Source organism: Arcticibacter sp. (assembly GCF_053551015.1).
The window spans coordinates 1-16320 of sequence record NZ_JBMQOB010000020.1; the positions used below are offsets into that span (position 1 = coordinate 1).

Annotated in this window: 16 protein-coding genes and 1 pseudogene; 12 read left to right on the forward strand and 5 right to left on the reverse strand. The window is 43.1% G+C overall.

What is annotated here, in order from left to right:
• Positions 1 to 148: 148 nt before the first annotated feature.
• Positions 149 to 283, reverse strand: a pseudogene (locus ACO1NU_RS13310) (integrase core domain-containing protein); the annotation flags it as partial.
• Positions 284 to 504: 221 nt separating this feature from the next.
• Here ACO1NU_RS13310 and ACO1NU_RS13315 point away from each other — a divergent pair.
• From ACO1NU_RS13315 to ACO1NU_RS13350, 8 genes are all read left to right on the forward strand, one after another.
• Positions 505 to 1806 (forward strand): DUF4041 domain-containing protein, encoded by a 1302-nt coding sequence (locus tag ACO1NU_RS13315; protein ID WP_448818982.1) that lies wholly within the window; start codon positions 505 to 507, stop codon positions 1804 to 1806.
• Positions 1807 to 2380: 574 nt separating this feature from the next.
• Positions 2381 to 3589 (forward strand): IS256 family transposase, encoded by a 1209-nt coding sequence (locus ACO1NU_RS13320; RefSeq protein ID WP_448818983.1) that lies wholly within the window; start codon positions 2381 to 2383, stop codon positions 3587 to 3589.
• 311 nt (positions 3590 to 3900) lie between these two features.
• The gene (locus tag ACO1NU_RS13325; RefSeq protein WP_448818984.1) at positions 3901 to 4302 is read left to right on the forward strand and encodes a hypothetical protein; all 402 of its coding nucleotides are present in this window, start codon (positions 3901 to 3903) and stop codon (positions 4300 to 4302) included.
• A gap of 185 nt (positions 4303 to 4487) precedes the next feature.
• A complete protein-coding gene (locus tag ACO1NU_RS13330; protein ID WP_448818985.1) occupies positions 4488 to 5039 on the forward strand; it encodes an RNA polymerase sigma-70 factor in 552 nt (183 codons plus the stop codon).
• A 13-nt stretch (positions 5040 to 5052) separates the two neighbouring features.
• Positions 5053 to 6015: a FecR domain-containing protein gene (locus ACO1NU_RS13335; RefSeq protein ID WP_448818986.1), complete on the forward strand. Its 963-nt coding sequence runs from the start codon at positions 5053 to 5055 to the stop codon at positions 6013 to 6015.
• 92 nt (positions 6016 to 6107) lie between these two features.
• Positions 6108 to 8165: a hypothetical protein gene (locus ACO1NU_RS13340; RefSeq protein WP_448818987.1), complete on the forward strand. Its 2058-nt coding sequence runs from the start codon at positions 6108 to 6110 to the stop codon at positions 8163 to 8165.
• 80 nt (positions 8166 to 8245) lie between these two features.
• Positions 8246 to 8959, forward strand: a complete 714-nt coding sequence (locus ACO1NU_RS13345) for a hypothetical protein (protein ID WP_448818988.1) — start codon at positions 8246 to 8248, stop codon at positions 8957 to 8959.
• 470 nt (positions 8960 to 9429) lie between these two features.
• Entirely contained in the window at positions 9430 to 9645 is a 216-nt protein-coding gene (locus ACO1NU_RS13350) for a hypothetical protein (protein ID WP_448818989.1), read from the forward strand.
• Between the two features lie 240 nt (positions 9646 to 9885).
• Here ACO1NU_RS13350 and ACO1NU_RS13355 read toward each other — a convergent pair whose 3' ends face one another.
• The 4 genes from ACO1NU_RS13355 to ACO1NU_RS13370 form a co-directional block, all read right to left on the reverse strand.
• Entirely contained in the window at positions 9886 to 10401 is a 516-nt protein-coding gene (locus ACO1NU_RS13355; RefSeq protein ID WP_448818990.1) for a hypothetical protein, read from the reverse strand.
• 276 nt (positions 10402 to 10677) lie between these two features.
• Positions 10678 to 12069: an NAD(P)(+) transhydrogenase (Re/Si-specific) subunit beta gene (locus ACO1NU_RS13360; RefSeq protein WP_448818991.1), complete on the reverse strand. Its 1392-nt coding sequence runs from the start codon at positions 12067 to 12069 to the stop codon at positions 10678 to 10680.
• Positions 12066 to 12353: an NAD(P) transhydrogenase subunit alpha gene (locus ACO1NU_RS13365; protein ID WP_448818992.1), complete on the reverse strand. Its 288-nt coding sequence runs from the start codon at positions 12351 to 12353 to the stop codon at positions 12066 to 12068. Before ACO1NU_RS13365 ends, ACO1NU_RS13360 begins: the two co-directional genes overlap by 4 nt.
• Positions 12350 to 13486 carry a Re/Si-specific NAD(P)(+) transhydrogenase subunit alpha gene (locus tag ACO1NU_RS13370; protein ID WP_448818993.1) on the reverse strand — a complete coding sequence of 379 codons (1137 nt, stop codon included), beginning with the start codon at positions 13484 to 13486 and terminating at the stop codon, positions 12350 to 12352. Before ACO1NU_RS13370 ends, ACO1NU_RS13365 begins: the two co-directional genes overlap by 4 nt.
• 328 nt (positions 13487 to 13814) lie before the next feature.
• Here ACO1NU_RS13370 and ACO1NU_RS13375 point away from each other — a divergent pair, with 328 nt between their 5' ends.
• From ACO1NU_RS13375 to ACO1NU_RS13390, 4 genes are all read left to right on the forward strand, one after another.
• The gene (locus ACO1NU_RS13375) at positions 13815 to 14396 is read left to right on the forward strand and encodes a hypothetical protein (protein WP_448818994.1); all 582 of its coding nucleotides are present in this window, start codon (positions 13815 to 13817) and stop codon (positions 14394 to 14396) included.
• Positions 14397 to 14830: 434 nt separating this feature from the next.
• Positions 14831 to 15223, forward strand: coding sequence for a DUF1801 domain-containing protein (locus tag ACO1NU_RS13380; protein ID WP_448818995.1), 393 nt, complete (start codon positions 14831 to 14833; stop codon positions 15221 to 15223).
• 96 nt (positions 15224 to 15319) lie between these two features.
• Positions 15320 to 15793: a hypothetical protein gene (locus ACO1NU_RS13385; protein WP_448818996.1), complete on the forward strand. Its 474-nt coding sequence runs from the start codon at positions 15320 to 15322 to the stop codon at positions 15791 to 15793.
• Between the two features lie 66 nt (positions 15794 to 15859).
• A complete protein-coding gene (locus ACO1NU_RS13390; RefSeq protein WP_448818997.1) occupies positions 15860 to 16279 on the forward strand; it encodes a VOC family protein in 420 nt (139 codons plus the stop codon).
• The last annotated feature ends 41 nt before the right edge of the window (positions 16280 to 16320 follow it).

A 16320-nucleotide genomic window follows, 5' to 3' on the forward strand; every position in this document is an offset into this window, starting at 1 on the left:
ATTCACATAACGGAGCAGAAAAGAGCAGAAAGAAAGAGAATTCAAGATATCACTGAACCGGCCTCTGAATTATCAGCGGATATCAACAAATATTACACAACTAGTTCATTACTTTTGTCCAACTAATAAGGGGTCGGTACAATACTCCAGTATGTTCCCTGACTTCAGCTAAGTTGAAGAATAGGTATGCATCTAAAATCTCCTTGCGATAGCTTCTATTAAATCGTTCTATGTACTTATTCTGAGTGGGCTTGCCAGGCTGTGTATACTGGATACGGATACCCTGATCTTTTGAAGAAGAGCCTAGATTATTAAACCAAGTAGTCAAACAGAATACATAAGGATAATTTGAATATTCTCGCTAATTTTATTCTACCTAAATGCCTTAAAATGTTGACGTTTCAAATCCTTTCAGCGTTGTTTATCATTGTAGCAACGTTTATGTACGTACGATTCACACGAACACGGTCCTCACTTGCCGCATGTAGACTCGAATTAACGGAAGTGACTGTCAAGCTCGAAAAACACGAAAAGGATCTTCTTGATCTCAGCAAAAAGTACAAGCCTATAGTTGACATCGATTTTGCAATAAAAGAGAGAGAGGTTGATCTCAAACAAGTACAACATGATTTATCCGAGCTTCGGCAGAAGTATTCCAGCAGTCACGAGATATTTAAAGCTTTGGAGAAAGAGGTTTCTTTTTACAGAAGCGAACTCGACGTTATGGAGTTTGGTTTATATCAGCCACAGTTTGATTATCAAACATCAGAAGAATTTAAGAGGCATCTGGAGAAGAACTACAGGACGCAAAAGGAATGTATAAGCTCAAATGATGCAATCAGATGCCATACAAATTGGACAGTAGAGGGGAGTGCCGCGAAGGGAAGGCAGATGACAAAACAGTACTCGAAGCTTATGCTTTATGCGTTCAATGGTGAGTGCGACTCGCTCATTGCAAAGGTCAAGTGGAACAATGCTACCAGGTCAAAAGAGCAGATGCTGAAATCGTTCCGAAGTATAAACAAATTAGGAGAATCACACCAGATTGAGATTACGACAGAGTTTCTCGATCTAAAGCTACAAGAGCTTGCTCTCTCGCATGAATACGAAAATAAGAAGTTCGAAGAAAAAGAAGAACAGCGGCGAATTAGGGAGCAGATGCGCGAGGAGGAAAAAGCTCAGAAGGAATTCGAAAGGGCAGAAAAGGCGGCGGACGAGGAGGAGCGAAGGTATCAAAAAGCATTGCAGCGTGCAAAAAGCGACTTGGCAAATGCTAGTGTATCCGAGATAGAGATATTAAATGAACAAATCCAACTGCTGGAAACGAAATTGGCTGATGCCCATGATAGAAAGGAGCGCGCAATATCCATGGCTCAACTAACAAAGGTGGGTCACATATACGTAATCTCGAACTTGGGTTCGTTTGGAGATGACGTTTACAAAATCGGAATGACTAGAAGATTAGAGCCGATGGATAGGATCAAGGAGCTTGGTGATGCGTCTGTTCCTTTCCAATTTGATGTTCACGCCATCATCTATTCAGAAAATGCTCCCCAACTAGAATACGAAATACATAAGAAGTTCCAGGATAGAAGGTTAAATCGGATCAATGGGAGAAAGGAGTTTTTCAAGGTTTCACTAGACGAGATAGAAACATTTGTAAATGCTCATGCCGGTGCTGAAATTGAGTTTACTAAACTTGCTGAAGCAAAAGAATATAGGGAGTCTTTGGCGATGTTGGACCGTCTCCTGACGTCGGAGAGACCTGTGGAGAAGGTCGAGCTATTCCCGAGTAGTCTTGATTAATGTTAAAGATGGTCGACATATGCTGAATCGTACAATTGACGCAGTCTTGAACCGAGTGGCAGTCGACTCTTGTATTCTTGTTGGTATCAATTTACTTGGGCTGCTAATTTTCGGTACCGTCCAGGAGAGTGGCGATACAAACGCCGGAAGCATGTATGGCCTTTTTATTATAGCGTTAATACCGCTCATCATAGGGTCGGTGGGGATGATTCAGCTGGTAAAAGGATATTGCAACTTTTCACATCGGGTCAGTTCGTTTATGCCCTTATGTCTTTTAATATTTGGCATATGGTTAGATCAGAAGATATTGGCAATCTTTATTGCTGCGATATGTCTGGTAGTTCTATATAGCGTTCTCCGGCTATTGCTGAAGGTCTTTCTGAAGTAAATCGAGTTTGTACTAAGCAGATGCAGAAATCAGGGATATGACAGCGAAAAGTAAAATGGGACTTGCCGGTGTGACGGTGATGGCTTTGGTGTGGGATTAGGGTAGTGTCTTGAATTTTGTGTAAGTAAAAAAAAGTAGGCCATTTCTATTGTGATTAGAGAAAATGCAGAACTTTAATTACAACAAATGGAAGAGAACAAATTAGGATTACCGAAGGACTTTTTCAAGCAGTTCAAGTCCAAAGAACAGTTTCAGGAGTTCTTTCAGGAAATGTTCAAACAGGGTGTTCAGGAGATGCTCCAGGGGGAACTAGACGATCACCTTGGATATGAAAAACATGCCCCTGAAGGTCGTGGCAGCGGCAATTCCCGCAATGGTTACAGCAGTAAAAAAGTGAAGAGTGAAAGTCTTGGGGATGTGGTATTGGCCATCCCCCGGGATCGTAATTCCAGCTTTGAACCCAAACTGATTGCTAAGCACCAGCGGATGAGCGAACAGCTCGAGCAAAGTATCATTGGCATGTACTCCCGTGGAATGAGCACCCGTGATATCGAAGATCAGATCCGGGAAATGTATGGTGTAGAGATTTCTGAAAGTACAGTTTCTACTGTGACCAGCCGGGTGATTGATCTGATTAAAGAATGGCAGGTCAGGCCCCTGGAGCCTGTTTATTTTACCTGCTGGATGGATGGTATACAGTTCAAAGTCCGCCACAACGGTAAGGTGATCAGCAAGTGCATCTACCTGGTAATCGGCCTGAGGAATGACGGGCTCAAAGAGATACTGGGCATGTGGATCAATGAGACGGAAAGTGCTTCTTTCTGGTTAAGTGTGCTTACTGACTTAAAAGCCAGAGGTGTAGAGGATATCCTGATCGCTTGCACGGATAACCTTACCGGTTTTACCAAAGCCATAGCTCAGGTATTTCCGCAAACCATTACCCAGCTTTGTGTCGTCCATCAGATCCGTAACAGCTGTAAGTATGTGTCATGGAAAGAGCGTAAAGAATTCAGTGCTGATCTCAAGCAGGTTTATGGTGCTGTCAACAGGGAGGCCGCCAGAGCCGCTTTAGATGCTTTTACAGAAAGATGGGGCGGTAAATATGGCTATGCCATCACAAGCTGGGAAAACAACTGGGATGCGCTGACCAGCTACTTTGACTTTCCGCTGGAAATCCGCAGGATCATTTACACCACCAACGTAATTGAAAGCCTCAATAGCGGCATCAGAAAGTTCACTAAATCCAAGAACTTGTTCCCTGACGACCAGGCAGCCATCAAAGCCGTGTATTTATCCGTTATAAATATCCAGAAAAAATGGACCATGCCCATCAGGGACTGGGGCAGGATCATTAACCAGTTTAGTATTATATTTGAAAACAGATGTAGGATTTAATCGCACTAGGTTTGGCCTCTTACACAAAAATCTGCACAGGCTCGGTGATTACTTTCATTAGCATCAGACTTTCCGGACATCGCCATTCGACGGGAGTTCTTTTCCTAGGGCTGTTGTTTATTGACGTTTTTGCATTGTTAGTTGGCGCGTTTTTTCATGCGGTAAAGCTCCTTCAGTTTAGACATTTTTTGATTTTCTTTCAGTTCGTTGTGGCTACGATCGTTCTATTTTTACTATTTCATAGTAGCTACGATAGTTACCGCGAGACCAGACGCGTGTTCTGGGGGCTCAATGGCGAATAATAATCAACGATGAAAAAAGTAGCAGGCTCATCATTGAAGATTTTAGGACAAAGAAGACCATTATGCCTAAACGCTTTGTTGACGATCGCTTTGGCGATGTGCTTATGGTACTACGACCCGTTTCATAAAACGGTAGAACCGGTTGATAATCTAATCGGAAGGGACTACTCTTTTGCTTTGAATTACCTTGGTTCGGAACCAAACGACTGTTCTTCTTTTAAAACAACAGATGTATTGAACGAATTTCAAGCCGGAGTGCTTTCGGTGAAGGTAAAACCAATAGACAGCCGAATCAGTCAATGTACATGGAACTTCAGGAGACATAAAGTAACCATCTGGACCGCAAGAACAGCTAAGTTGCCAAATGAAATTATTGATGCAGTCAGATATAAGAACAACGTGCAATTCTGAAGGATGCTCAAATTCTTGCCAGTGTCTCTGGAGCCGCAGAATCAAAGTTCCGTTAGAACAAATTTCCTCGGAACTGTAAATTCTTTTTAATTTGAGTAAGGGTAAGATGACGTCTCATTGTCTAACAATTGATGAGGTCAATATCAAAGACAGATTGCAGTCCGACTACTTGCAGATAACATTTCATGACAGACTTAGATTCAGATAGCCAGAGTTTCGATCAGATCTATCTGGAAAACTTCAGGACTTTACATCGGTATGCGTATACTCTCCTGAGGGATAAAGAGCTTGCAGAAGAAATGGTGCATCAGGTTTTCCTTAAAATCCTGGAAAGGGCTGTGCCCTTGGATATCCATACTTCATTGAAGGCATACTTACTTCGGGCGGTAAATAATGAGTGCCTTAACTACATAAAACATCAGAAGGTTAGGCAAACCCACCAGTCATATACGGCAACTGTTATGCGGGATCAGGTTGAGCATCCATCTAACAGGCTTGCCTACCAGGAGCTGGAGCTGCATGTTGAAAAAGCGATCAATGATCTGCCGGAACAGTGTCGAACCGTGTTTCAGCTGAGTCGGTTTGAAGAGCTGAAGTACGCGGAAATAGCTGACCAACTTGGTATATCTGCCAAAACGGTTGAAGCCCACATGAGTAAGGCATTAAAGCGGCTTAGGCTGGAACTGGTAGACTATCTGCACCTTATTATGTTGATGCTGGTGATCAGGTTATGGTAATAAACGAAGAAAAATGGAAATCAACGATGATTTATTAATCAGTTATCTTCTAAATGAAGCATCAGATGATCAGGTTCGGGAGATTGAGATCTGGTTATTGAGTGATCCGGCCAATCAAATGAGGTTTAGGCAATTCAAGCTGACCTGGGAGGCTAGCAGGATGCTGGATTTGGATGAAGAGGTAGATCCGAAAAGTTCCCTCGAAAGGTTGAAGAGAAAGCTTCAGGATGGCAGGGAAAGGCGCTCGGGTATTCGTCTGCTTCAGAGAAGATCGGATTGGCTGAGGGCTGTTGCTGCTATTGTCTTAATATTTGTTGCAGCATGGTTTTACATCTCGAATCTACATGTCAGGGACCTGAAGTCTGCGACGGATCAGCTTGTTAAAACGGATACGCTTAGTGATGGATCAATAGTGACACTGAACAAAAACAGTGTGATTGAATATCCCTCAAGGTTTGTTGATGATAGCCGACAGGTAGTCTTACAGAAAGGGGAGGCGTTCTTCGATGTGATGCCTGATAAAAGCAGGGCTTTTTTGATTGAATCGGGACCCGTGTCGATCAGGGTTGTGGGTACCTCATTTAACGTCAAGCTTGTAGATGGGGCGGCAGAAATTATTGTAGAATCTGGCAAGGTGGAGGTGAATAAAGATGGCAAGAAGATCTTTCTTGAACCGGGTGAAAAGACTGTCGTGTCTAAGCATACGCGGGAGCTGGAAAAGATGGTTAATCCTGACCAGCTATACAATTACTACCGGACGAAGGAGTTCGTTGCAGATGATACTCCACTCTGGAGGATGGTTCAGGTATTGAATGAAGCGTATGGTAGTCGCATTGTAATCCGCAACTCAGCCATTAAAAACCTTCTACTGAATACGACCTTTAAAGATGAATCTCTGGAAGAAGTCCTACAAGTGATTAGCCGAACTTTCAACATTACCGTAGAAAAGAAAGGCGATCTGATTATACTCAAATAAGCGCGCAATCAATGTCCTGTTTCCCCGGATTTGGGAGATCTATCTCCGCAATCGTATTCTTGTTCCTCTTTATAGTTTCTTTTAATAAAGCCTTGGCGCAAAGTCTTTTAGACAGGCAAGTGTCTGTCCATGTGATCAGGCAGCCGATTGCGTCTGTTTTAACGGATATCGGCCTCAAAGGTGGGTTCTACTTTTCATACAATGGCAGAACTGTTCAAAAAGATAGCCTCGTGTCTTTTACCAGCAGCGGTCAAACTGTTTATAGAACCTTGATTCGCTTACTTGGCGAGGGGTATGAATTTGAGGAACGTAACAGTTATATCATTATCAGGCCGGCTTTGAGGCGCATGTCGTTCATTAATACGGATATCAACAGTGAAAGTAACAGCTATTCTATAAGCGGAATAATCGTTGACGAAAGAACAGGCGAACGGTTGGTGAACACGAGTGTTTATGAAACCGAGCAACTCGTATCTACCTTAACGGATGAACACGGATATTTCAAGTTGAAGCTTAAATCTGCAAACCTGGCCCAGGTTCGTCTGACTGCCAGCAAGGTCTTGTATCGGGATACCTCTCTTAACTTTTTGAAAACGGTAGAGATCTCCAGGCGAACGCGGGCTGGAAATCTCTACGACAGTGAAAAGGATGTTGGCAATAAGGAAGTGGGCCGGTTCTTCACGACGGCAGCGCAACGGTTGCAAAGTATGAATATCCAAAATTTCTTCGCAAGCCGACCATACCAGATCTCGCTGACTCCGGGAGTGAGTTCTCATGGAGCACTAAGTTCTCAGGTAGTGAATAAATTCTCGCTGAATATGGTTGGTGGATATACTGCGGGCGTTGATGGTTTGGAGATAGGCGGGCTCTTTAATATCAATAAACGGGATACGAGGTACCTCCAGCTCGCTGGAATATTTAATCTTGTGGGCGGAAGGGTAACGGGAATTCAACTCGCAGGAGTGAGCAATCAGGCCTTGGATACGGTAAAAGGGGTTCAGGTATCCGGCTTCATCAATAAGGCGGATAGTCAGGTTTCAGGACTTCAAGTTGCTGCATTGAATAACAAAGCTCAGGTATTGAAGGGAGTTCAGATTGGACTAGTGAACGTCGTTGATAGGTCTGAGGGTACTAGTATTGGATTGATTAATATCATCAGAAATGGCTTTTATAGATTAACCTTGTCGACAAATGATCTGACAAACACAAACGTTTCTCTTAAGACAGGAACGCATGGCTTTTACAGCACTTTGTTGTTTGGTGCCAACATATCGGGAAATAATAAAATGTACTCGCTTGGTATGGGCGTTGGGCACGATGAAATGATTACCGACCAGGTTTATCTATCGGCGGAAGCGGCTTATCAGTTCTCGTTCACGGGGCTTTGGGATGATAGGTGGGCGCAAGCTAAGCTTTTGCTGAATTGGCCGCTGACGGAGAGTCTTTATTTGGTTGCAGGACCAACCTATAACAAATACTCTTACACGGGAAGTCAACCTGGTTATCAAAGGAAGTTCGTTAAGTCCCTACATTACAATGGGAATAGCAATCCTGTTAAAAGGTGGGTTGGATGGGAAGCGGGGATCTCGACGACTTCAGTTTTTAGTCCAAAGCGCGATGTTAAGAAAGCACGTCGATCAAGCGATCTTTTTGTAGGAGTTGCCGCAACTGCAGGCTTCGGCTGGCATGGCCCATCAACCTTGGTAACAGGAGGTGAAATTCTTTTCCAAAAGGATTTTGGCGGTTCTATGTCTGGTACATTATCGGGCGGATACGTCTACCATGATGCTGATGGGGGTTTTGTATCAATCAATACAATACAAATGACTGAATTTCGGGTCCGAGGGTATAAAGCCATTCCATTTAAGGCTGGGATCAGAACCTATACCGGTAAGCGATTTTTCTTTTCTGGAGAACTAGGCGCAGCCGTAGGGCTAAATCAATCTGGGATTCTGACCGTGACTGATATGGTAAGTACTGAAGTCACTGTGCGCAAGGAGGATCGGGCTCACAGTTCGATTTTGTATGCTGTGTCTGGTGGATACAGTTTTGACAACGGATTAGAAGCGGGGATAAAATTCGAAGATTATGCGAGGTTCAACTACATAAAGCAGTTTAATATCCGTCTGGCCTACCGTTTTAAACTGTAGACATAACTCCGGGAAAATAACCTAATGGTTTGATAAGGGTAAGGCAGGGTGCTTGTTGTCTTGTTAGAAAGATCACACACATGAAAACATTCCACCTTATCGTTTTTATTTTATTTTCTGTTTCTCTGGCATCTGCAACAGGGAAAGATGGCACCGGCACTGATAGCCTAAGTTTTACGTCTGATCTGATGATGGGATCACGCTTAAACTCAAACCTTAATTTGGCCGATGATAGTTATGAGAGCCTCATCCTTGCTAAAAGAGAGGCTCGTCGGCCAAGCGATCTTTTCCTTGGCATTGCTGCGTTCGGCGGGTTGTCCCTGAAGGGGGCGCAGTCTTACGCACTTGGGGGAGAGCTTCTTCTGCAGAAGGATTTTGGCGCTTTGTTGTCTGGTACACTATCAGCCGGGTATGTTCGAAATGAGTTTGAGTCTGATCGGACGAGATGGGCTATCCACAACCGAATGGACCAAATAGATGAGTTCTTTGTTTCTGGATATGCAGCAATTCCCATAAAGGCTGGCATCAGAATCTATACGGGTAAACGGTTCTTTTTTGGCGGTGAGGTTGGCGGCTCCTTCGGCTTAAAACAATCAGGCATATTGCGCACGACTGATAGAAGTGGGAGCGTTGAACGGAGTGAGTCAAGAGTTTATAACTCTTTTCTATATGCGGTATCAGCAGGGTATAGCTTTGACAATGGCTTGGAAGCAGGTATTAAGTTTGAAGATTATGCCAAATCTTCAAAGCTTGAGAACCTGAGTGTTCGTGTTGCTTATCGTTTTAAGCTGTGAATGTTGGCAACGTTAGCGGACTTGAATTGGAACATGGTGGGGGAATTTGATTTGAAGGTAGGGTAAAGCAGGGCGCTTGTTGTCTTAATGAAGGAGAAGTTAAGTTGACAGGCGCACCGTATCGTCCTATTTAGAAGGTTTCGCCAGACCGGGTTTAGCTTCAATGATCTTTCAGCCTTCAGTGATTAGGATCTAGAGCAATATCTGGACTTAACAAAAGCCGTTGTACCGGAGGATACTGATCCCCGCAAGGCCCATTTTGATAGCTTAACCCGAATACTTCGGAAGTGAGTTAAAGCGCACCGGGGTTACCCGCCTGCTGTTCTGGTAGGAATATATCCGGGAGTATCCTGCGGGCTTTCAATACTCACGGTTTTGCGAGCTTCTCCAACAGCACTTTAAGACCAGAAACGCTGTTATGCATTTTGATCACCAGCCTGATGAAATGCTGCAGGTAGACTTTGCCGGAGATGAGCTGCAGTATATTGAATGCCTTGACAGGAGAGGTTGTTAAGTGTCCTGTATTTGTTGCTGTTCTTCCCTTTAGCGGATACGCCTATGTGGAGGCATTAAGTGATGCTAAGCTACCGCAGGTTGTCTCCGCCCTAAACCATGCGCTGGCATATATGGGCGGAGTGGGATCGCGTATTCAGTTATGGCCTTTTATCACCTTAAACCATTGCTAGCATAGAATTGCATCAGGAGGTAATAAGAGTATAGCTAACAAAATATGAAGCAATCTTGAACAGAATAGTAATCGCCTCTTGTATTCTCATTGGAACCAATTTTATTTGGTCTGCTGCTTTTTGGTACTATACAGGACCATGGCGATACAAATGCTGGAAGCATGTACAACTGTTTGGGAGAGATATCTTACGCTTTATATTCTAATAAGAAGCAACAACAAACTTTGGGGATAATTCGCTTTATTGTTCTACTACCTCCATTTTACTATCCGTAGGAAGCACCATTTCCTGGTTGAAATTTGGTAGCAGCTTTGTAATGGTTTGGTTGTTTAGTTGTTCAGATAAATTCAGAAAGGTCCATTTCAACCCATTGTCGCTACTTATGGCAAGAAGATAACCTTTTGTAATAATCTTTTTATCGGATCCATACTTCATGATAAGCTCTTGTGGGAGAAGACAATGTATTTCATTACCTGCTTTGAAAAAGTTTCCAGGTTGTCCCAGTTTAACTGAGTCTATCTGGACGCCTTGTTCGGTCATGGATCCCATGGTCGAGGTAAGGAACTTCAACATTGCGTCAGTTCCACCTGCCAGCTTGATAGCAGATGCATGTGTGTACTTTATGATGGTGGGGGAATCTAATGTCTTGGTAGCATTTGCGACTATGGTGGCCTGCTGTATAATTAAGTTTTTGTCTTGTGCCGCAGAGAGGATTGGGACTAGTAGTAACAGAACAAAGTGTAGCGTTTTTTTCATCTATTAAATATATGATAATTCGGCAGCTATACTAGGGTTCCGAATTGGTTCATTGGTTTGTTAGGGAGCAGAATGAGGATGAATATGGCAACATCACATCTTACGTGTTGTTAATGAGCCTATGCCTGTTTTGGCTGCTTTGCTGTGATACGTTTTCTAAATGCTGGGCAAGCTACAGCATGCCCGGCATTTAGTGACTATCTCGTTTAATCCGTATGTGATTTTATTTTAGTAGCCTAAACCTCGGGGGAGGTCAGCCTAAAGTTCGTGTATTATTTAGAGCTCTTTCAGTTCGCTTACTACTTTAGACATAGAAGACTTTGCATCTCCGAATAGCATTAAACAGTTTGGAAAGCCGAACAGTTCGTTTTCGATACCTGCATAGCCGGCGTTCATACTTCGTTTAGACACGATTACTGTACGAGCTTTGTCGGCATTTAATATAGGCATGCCATAGATAGGGCTTTGTGGATTGCTACGGGCGGCGGGATTCACTACATCATTAGCACCGATTATCAACGCGATATCGGTATTAGCGAATTCGTCATTAATGTCGTCCATTTCAACCAGCTTATCGTAAGGGATATTTGCTTCTGCCAAAAGTACATTCATGTGCCCTGGCATACGTCCCGCAACAGGATGGATAGCGAACTTCACAGAAATATTTCTTTTTTCTAACAGATCGGTTAATTCTCTTACCACATGTTGAGCCTGTGCTACCGCCATTCCGTAACCGGGAACAATGATTACAGAGGAAGCCGAATCAAAAAGCATAGCTGTTTCTTCAACACCTACTTCTTTGGTCACTATTTCCTGTTCACTTTTTGAAGAAGTTCCTACGGTTTGACCAAAACCTCCTAACAAAACGTTTGCTAAAGAACGGTTCATGGCTTTACACATAATTTGCGTAAGTATAATGCCCGAGGTTCCAACTAGTGCACCAGCGATAATTAAAACCTGGTTGTTTAATATGAAACCTGTTGCGCATGCTGCGATACCGGAGTAGGAGTTAAGAAGAGAAATTACTACTGGCATATCGGCACCACCGATAGGAATGACAACCAGTATGCCTAAAACCAATGCAAGAATTAGTAGGGAGAACATCCAGACTTCGGTGTTCGGACTGGCAACCATCATCGCAGATAAAACGATGATTACAACTAAAAAAGTTGCATTTAGAAAGTGTTGCCCTTTAAAGGTTACAGACCCTCCATTTACCAGGCCTTTAAGTTTGCCGAATGCCACCATTGATCCTGTGAAAGTGACCGAGCCGATGATTACACTTAAAGCTACCGTCACTGCAACAATAGGCTCCATGGTTAAAGCTGGATTATGTGCTAGTTTCCAGTATTCGGATGTAGCCACTAAAACAGATGACGCACCGCCAAAGCCGTTTAACAAGGCCACCATTTCGGGCATCTGTGTCATCTCTACCTTCCTGGCGATGTATAAGCCAACGGCAGAGCCGAGAAGGATAGTGATGAAAATCTCCGTAAAACTTAATACATTCTTGTCCAGAAGCGTTATCAGAACGGCGATTAACATCGCTGCAGAGCTAAGGGTGTTTCCTTTGCGCGCGGTTGCTGTTTTTCCAAGCATCTTGATACCTACAATAAATAGGACGGATGCCACCAAATAGGCTATTTTTATTATAATGTCTTGATTCATTTCTTCTTTTTAAACATCTGAAGCATTCTGTCGGTAACGGCATAGCCGCCTACCACATTTAGCGTAGCTAGAAAAAGTGCAGCTATTCCTAAGACTTTACTGGTCGACCAAACATCCGGACCGGAGGCTACAATGGCGCCTACTATGGTAATTCCGGAAATGGCATTAGAGCCGGACATTAATGGCGTGTGTAAAGTAGGAGGTATTTTTGCGATTAGTTCAAATCCAATGAAACTGGCTAACACCAGCACATAGAGTAGTACGATTAAGTTTTCTGGGTTCATGATTTATTTTTCTTGAGTATTTCTTTGGTAAATTCGTTCACAACTTCACCGTTATGGGTGATCAGGGATCCCTTGGTAATCTCATCATCCATGTCCCATTTGAAATTGTCCTTACCTGCCAGGTGTAACAATAAGGTGCTGATGTTTTTTGCGTAAAGTTCGCTGGCATTCACTGCAACCAGTCCCGGTAAGTTAGCTTCGCCAACCAACGTAATTCCATGTTTAACGATGGTTTGATTGAATTCGCTCAACTCACAGTTGCCCCCGCTTTCTACGGCCATATCAACAATCACAGAACCGGGTTTCATGGTTTTAACCATTTCTTCGGTAATCAGTAGCGGCGCTTTTTTTCCAATGACAAGAGCCGTGGTAATCACAATATCAGCTTCTGCTATATGTTTGGAGATAAGTTCTTTTTGCTTCTGTAAATACGCCTCAGAAACTTCTGTAGCGTAACCACCTTCGGTTTGAACACCATCTGACTCTACTTGTAGAAAGCGTCCTCCCAAAGATTCTACCTGTTCTTTGGTTTCAACGCGCACATCGGTAACTTCTACAACTGCCCCAAGGCGTTTAGCGGTGGCCACAGCTTGCAGGCCGGCAACTCCAGCGCCAAAGATCAATACTCTTGCTGGTGTGATGGTGCCTGCCGCGGTCATCATTAATGGAAATATTTTTCCTAATGCATTTGCGCCCAGCAATACTGCCTTGTATCCCGCTAAGTTTGCCTGTGAGCTTAAGGCATCCATCTTTTGAGCTCGGGAGATCCGTGGAACTGCATCCATTGCGAAGGTGGATATCCTTTTTGCATTACAGGCTTCCACGATTTCCGGGATAGTGTATGCATACATAAAAGCGATAATTACAGCGCCTTCCTTCAGAAGTGATACTTCATGGAGTGAGGGTGCATTTACTTTTAGTAGAATCTCTGAATCACCCAGTAATGATGCTCTGTCGTTTTCAATTACTGCGCCTGCTGCAACATAAGATGAGTCATAGAACCCGCTTCCATCTCCGGCAGAGGTTTCAATATGACATTTGAACCCTGCTTTAACCAGTGTCTTGACAACGTCTGGAGTTAACGCCACCCTTTTTTCGGGATTTTTTTGCTCTTTAAGAACTGCTATCTTCAATGCGCTATGAATTAAGTTTTTTCGATATGGTTTATTGGCTACTTGCTTTTAAGCTTATGCATCCAAAAGTAAGAGGAATGACCTTAACGCAAAATGTCTTACATCATATTTTAGGATGAAGAGCGTTGTTGGAAATCGGCAAATTGTTGGTGGGTCACCATTTTCGGTGCCATACGTTGATGCTTCAAGTGGCAGTTTTCATCTTCTCGCTGATACTCCATTCTATCCGAAGAATTTTCATTTGAAAATATTGAGGTAGTAGAGCGTAAATTTCGAGCGACCACGATCACTGTTGGAAGCATTGTTGTATATTTATTGTCTAATCCTCATGCGTGAACTTATAAAATCCTTTGTCATCTTTTGCACTGCCGGACTGCTTTCAGGGTGTAGTACAGTGCCCCAAAAAGCTAAGGTAGCGGATTCGTCTTCTGATGCTGCGGAGATCACTTTTTCGCGGGGTGATAGCGTAAAACAAGAGCAAAGGGAAGCTGCTGAATACACCGGTTTAGGCAGTGATGAGGTAGAATCGTACTACATTGTTATAGCTGACACGGGTTTGAGTTATTACAGCCTCAGAGATAGAATGTTATCGCTACAGCAAAAAATGAAGAACCCCATCGATACCATGGGGCGATTTTACAGTGTGGCAAAAGATCTTATTTCTTTACCCGACGACGATGAAGATGAAATTTACAGAGGTGATTACTTCCCCAGGCGTTTTCCTTCAAATACGCTGAGCTTAGAATATTTAAGTTCTTACGATACAGTTGCCGCTGGTAAGACTATTGCTCTTGTTGCCGGCATATACGAAAGCGAAAATAGTGCTGATAGCGCATTAGCTTCAGTGAGGAAATATATGAAAGATGCCTATACCTTGAAAGCTGACATGTATGTGGGCTGCATTCATTAGGAGAAACTGTGATCAAGTTAAATTAACTGATAAACTAGCGGGGGTGCCTTGATCTTTCTGAAGCATTATAAGGGTTAGCGAACAGCGATCAAGCGACTAATAATTTCCTTTCTATGAAAATAATTTTTAGCTCTCTTCTGCTTATTGCCTTTTTCGGAGTGACAAATGCACAGACAAGGTCCGTAACTATCAAGGGCCATGCGAAAGTTAAGGTAGGCAATCAGGAATATTACCAATTCGAAAGCGTTTATCGTATATTCATATACTCACATAGGGACGTAAATTCTGTGCTGTTATTTAATTATACTGAATTTGAACAGCTTGCTAATTGATCAGTTCGTTTTTACGGTTGAAGGACAGCGGTATTTGAAAAGTTCTCACTATTTTATCCTGTTCGTACCATGATAGCGAGCATACAACCATGTACTGTAATAATGAACGACGATATCAGAACATACAATGACAATCAAGCGGACGGAGATAAGGAAATTTGCGACCGGCTTGCCACGCTGATCGATAGCGGATTAGAGGAAGCGGAAAGCAAAATCTGGCATTCGCATCCGGTATGGTTCCTGAACGGGAACCCTATTGTGGGTTATAGCAAACAAAAAGGAGGGATTAGACTGATGTTTTGGAGCGGTGCCGACTTTGGAATCGAACGATTAAGTCTCAGGGGAAAAAAGTTTAGAGATGCATCCGTTTTAATCGATAGCGCTTCTGCAATAGATGCCAGGGAACTCGAAAGCTGGCTGCGATTATCCAGAGAAATTCAATGGGACTATAAAAACCTGGTAAAGAGAAAGGGAGAGTTGAAAAGATTGAAATAGTACAAAGTTTAGCGGATTCTGCTAGTCTTTCTGCAAACATCATTCTTGTATTGATTTGTTGTATATTTAGAATGCACTCACTCATCAAGCATGAAGATGAAATCGTTTATCAAAGGAGTTTTCTGTCTTTCTGTAATTTGGTTCTCGTATTCTGCAATCGGGCAGGCCCAAATCATAGTCAATCCTGACGGTACGCATTCTGTCGTGACAGGAAACATTGTGGTTAATCCAAATGGAACACATTCCATTATAGCAGGAAACATTGTGGTTAACCCGGACGGGACGCATTCTGTTGTGGCAGGAAATGTTGTGGTTAATCCCAATGGAACCCATTCAGTTCTTACGGGAAAAACGTCGGCTGATCCAGGTGGCGCGAATAAGATGCTCCCAGATGATTCAGATGATGAGAATACGTCTCGCATACGGACCGGAAGCTCCGTCGATGGAGTTAGAACCTGGCTTGAATATCGCCAGTCCAGATCAGCCCGTAAGGAGGAGAGGCAAAAGGCGCGCGCGATCCGCCGTTTGACGGCTAAGGAAAATAGTGGGGATACTGAAAGTCCTAAGTAAGTTATACGAATACTGAACAAGTCTTATTAATACATCGGTGTGAGTTAGAAGCCCAAAAAAGAATTTATGAGAGCAATAAATCCCTGGATCAACTTTAATGGAAATGCTGAAGAAGCATTCACTTTTTACAAAGCAGTTTTTGGTGGAGAATTTGTAAAAGTTATTCGTTTCAAGGACTTAGCCAGCGATGAATTTACTGTGCCCGATAATGAGGCAAATAAAATCATGTACATTGCTTTGCCTATTGGTGAAAACAACGTATTAATTGGCAATGACGTTCCTGATTTTATGGGGCGGGTAAATGAAGACGAAAACAGGTCTAAGATCTCCATCAGCGCAGAGAGTCGGGAAGAAGCTGACCGACTATTTGTCGGGCTATCAGCGGGTGGAAGTATTGAAGGGGAAATTGGGGATAGCCCATGGGGTACTTACGCCGGAATGTTCAGAGATAAGTATGGCATTGAGTGGATTGTGGAGTGTGAGTAAAAATCAATTTCAATTAATCTTAAAACTTGAGGCAAGACCTG

Bases quoted from the DNA above. Each gene is read 5' to 3' on its own strand.
- ACO1NU_RS13320 (WP_448818983.1), top strand. From the start codon at position 2,381: ATGGAAGAGAACAAATTAGGATTACCGAAGGACTTTTTCAAGCAGTTC.
- ACO1NU_RS13325 (WP_448818984.1), top strand. From the start codon at position 3,901: ATGAAAAAAGTAGCAGGCTCATCATTGAAGATTTTAGGACAAAGAAGA.
- ACO1NU_RS13330 (WP_448818985.1), top strand. From the start codon at position 4,488: ATGACAGACTTAGATTCAGATAGCCAGAGTTTCGATCAGATCTATCTG.
- ACO1NU_RS13335 (WP_448818986.1), top strand. From the start codon at position 5,053: ATGGAAATCAACGATGATTTATTAATCAGTTATCTTCTAAATGAAGCA.
- ACO1NU_RS13345 (WP_448818988.1), top strand. From the start codon at position 8,246: ATGAAAACATTCCACCTTATCGTTTTTATTTTATTTTCTGTTTCTCTG.
- ACO1NU_RS13350 (WP_448818989.1), top strand. From the start codon at position 9,430: ATGAGCTGCAGTATATTGAATGCCTTGACAGGAGAGGTTGTTAAGTGT.
- ACO1NU_RS13355 (WP_448818990.1), bottom strand. From the start codon at position 10,401: ATGAAAAAAACGCTACACTTTGTTCTGTTACTACTAGTCCCAATCCTC.
- ACO1NU_RS13360 (WP_448818991.1), bottom strand. From the start codon at position 12,069: ATGAATCAAGACATTATAATAAAAATAGCCTATTTGGTGGCATCCGTC.
- ACO1NU_RS13365 (WP_448818992.1), bottom strand. From the start codon at position 12,353: ATGAACCCAGAAAACTTAATCGTACTACTCTATGTGCTGGTGTTAGCC.
- ACO1NU_RS13375 (WP_448818994.1), top strand. From the start codon at position 13,815: ATGCGTGAACTTATAAAATCCTTTGTCATCTTTTGCACTGCCGGACTG.
- ACO1NU_RS13380 (WP_448818995.1), top strand. From the start codon at position 14,831: ATGAACGACGATATCAGAACATACAATGACAATCAAGCGGACGGAGAT.
- ACO1NU_RS13385 (WP_448818996.1), top strand. From the start codon at position 15,320: ATGAAATCGTTTATCAAAGGAGTTTTCTGTCTTTCTGTAATTTGGTTC.
- ACO1NU_RS13390 (WP_448818997.1), top strand. From the start codon at position 15,860: ATGAGAGCAATAAATCCCTGGATCAACTTTAATGGAAATGCTGAAGAA.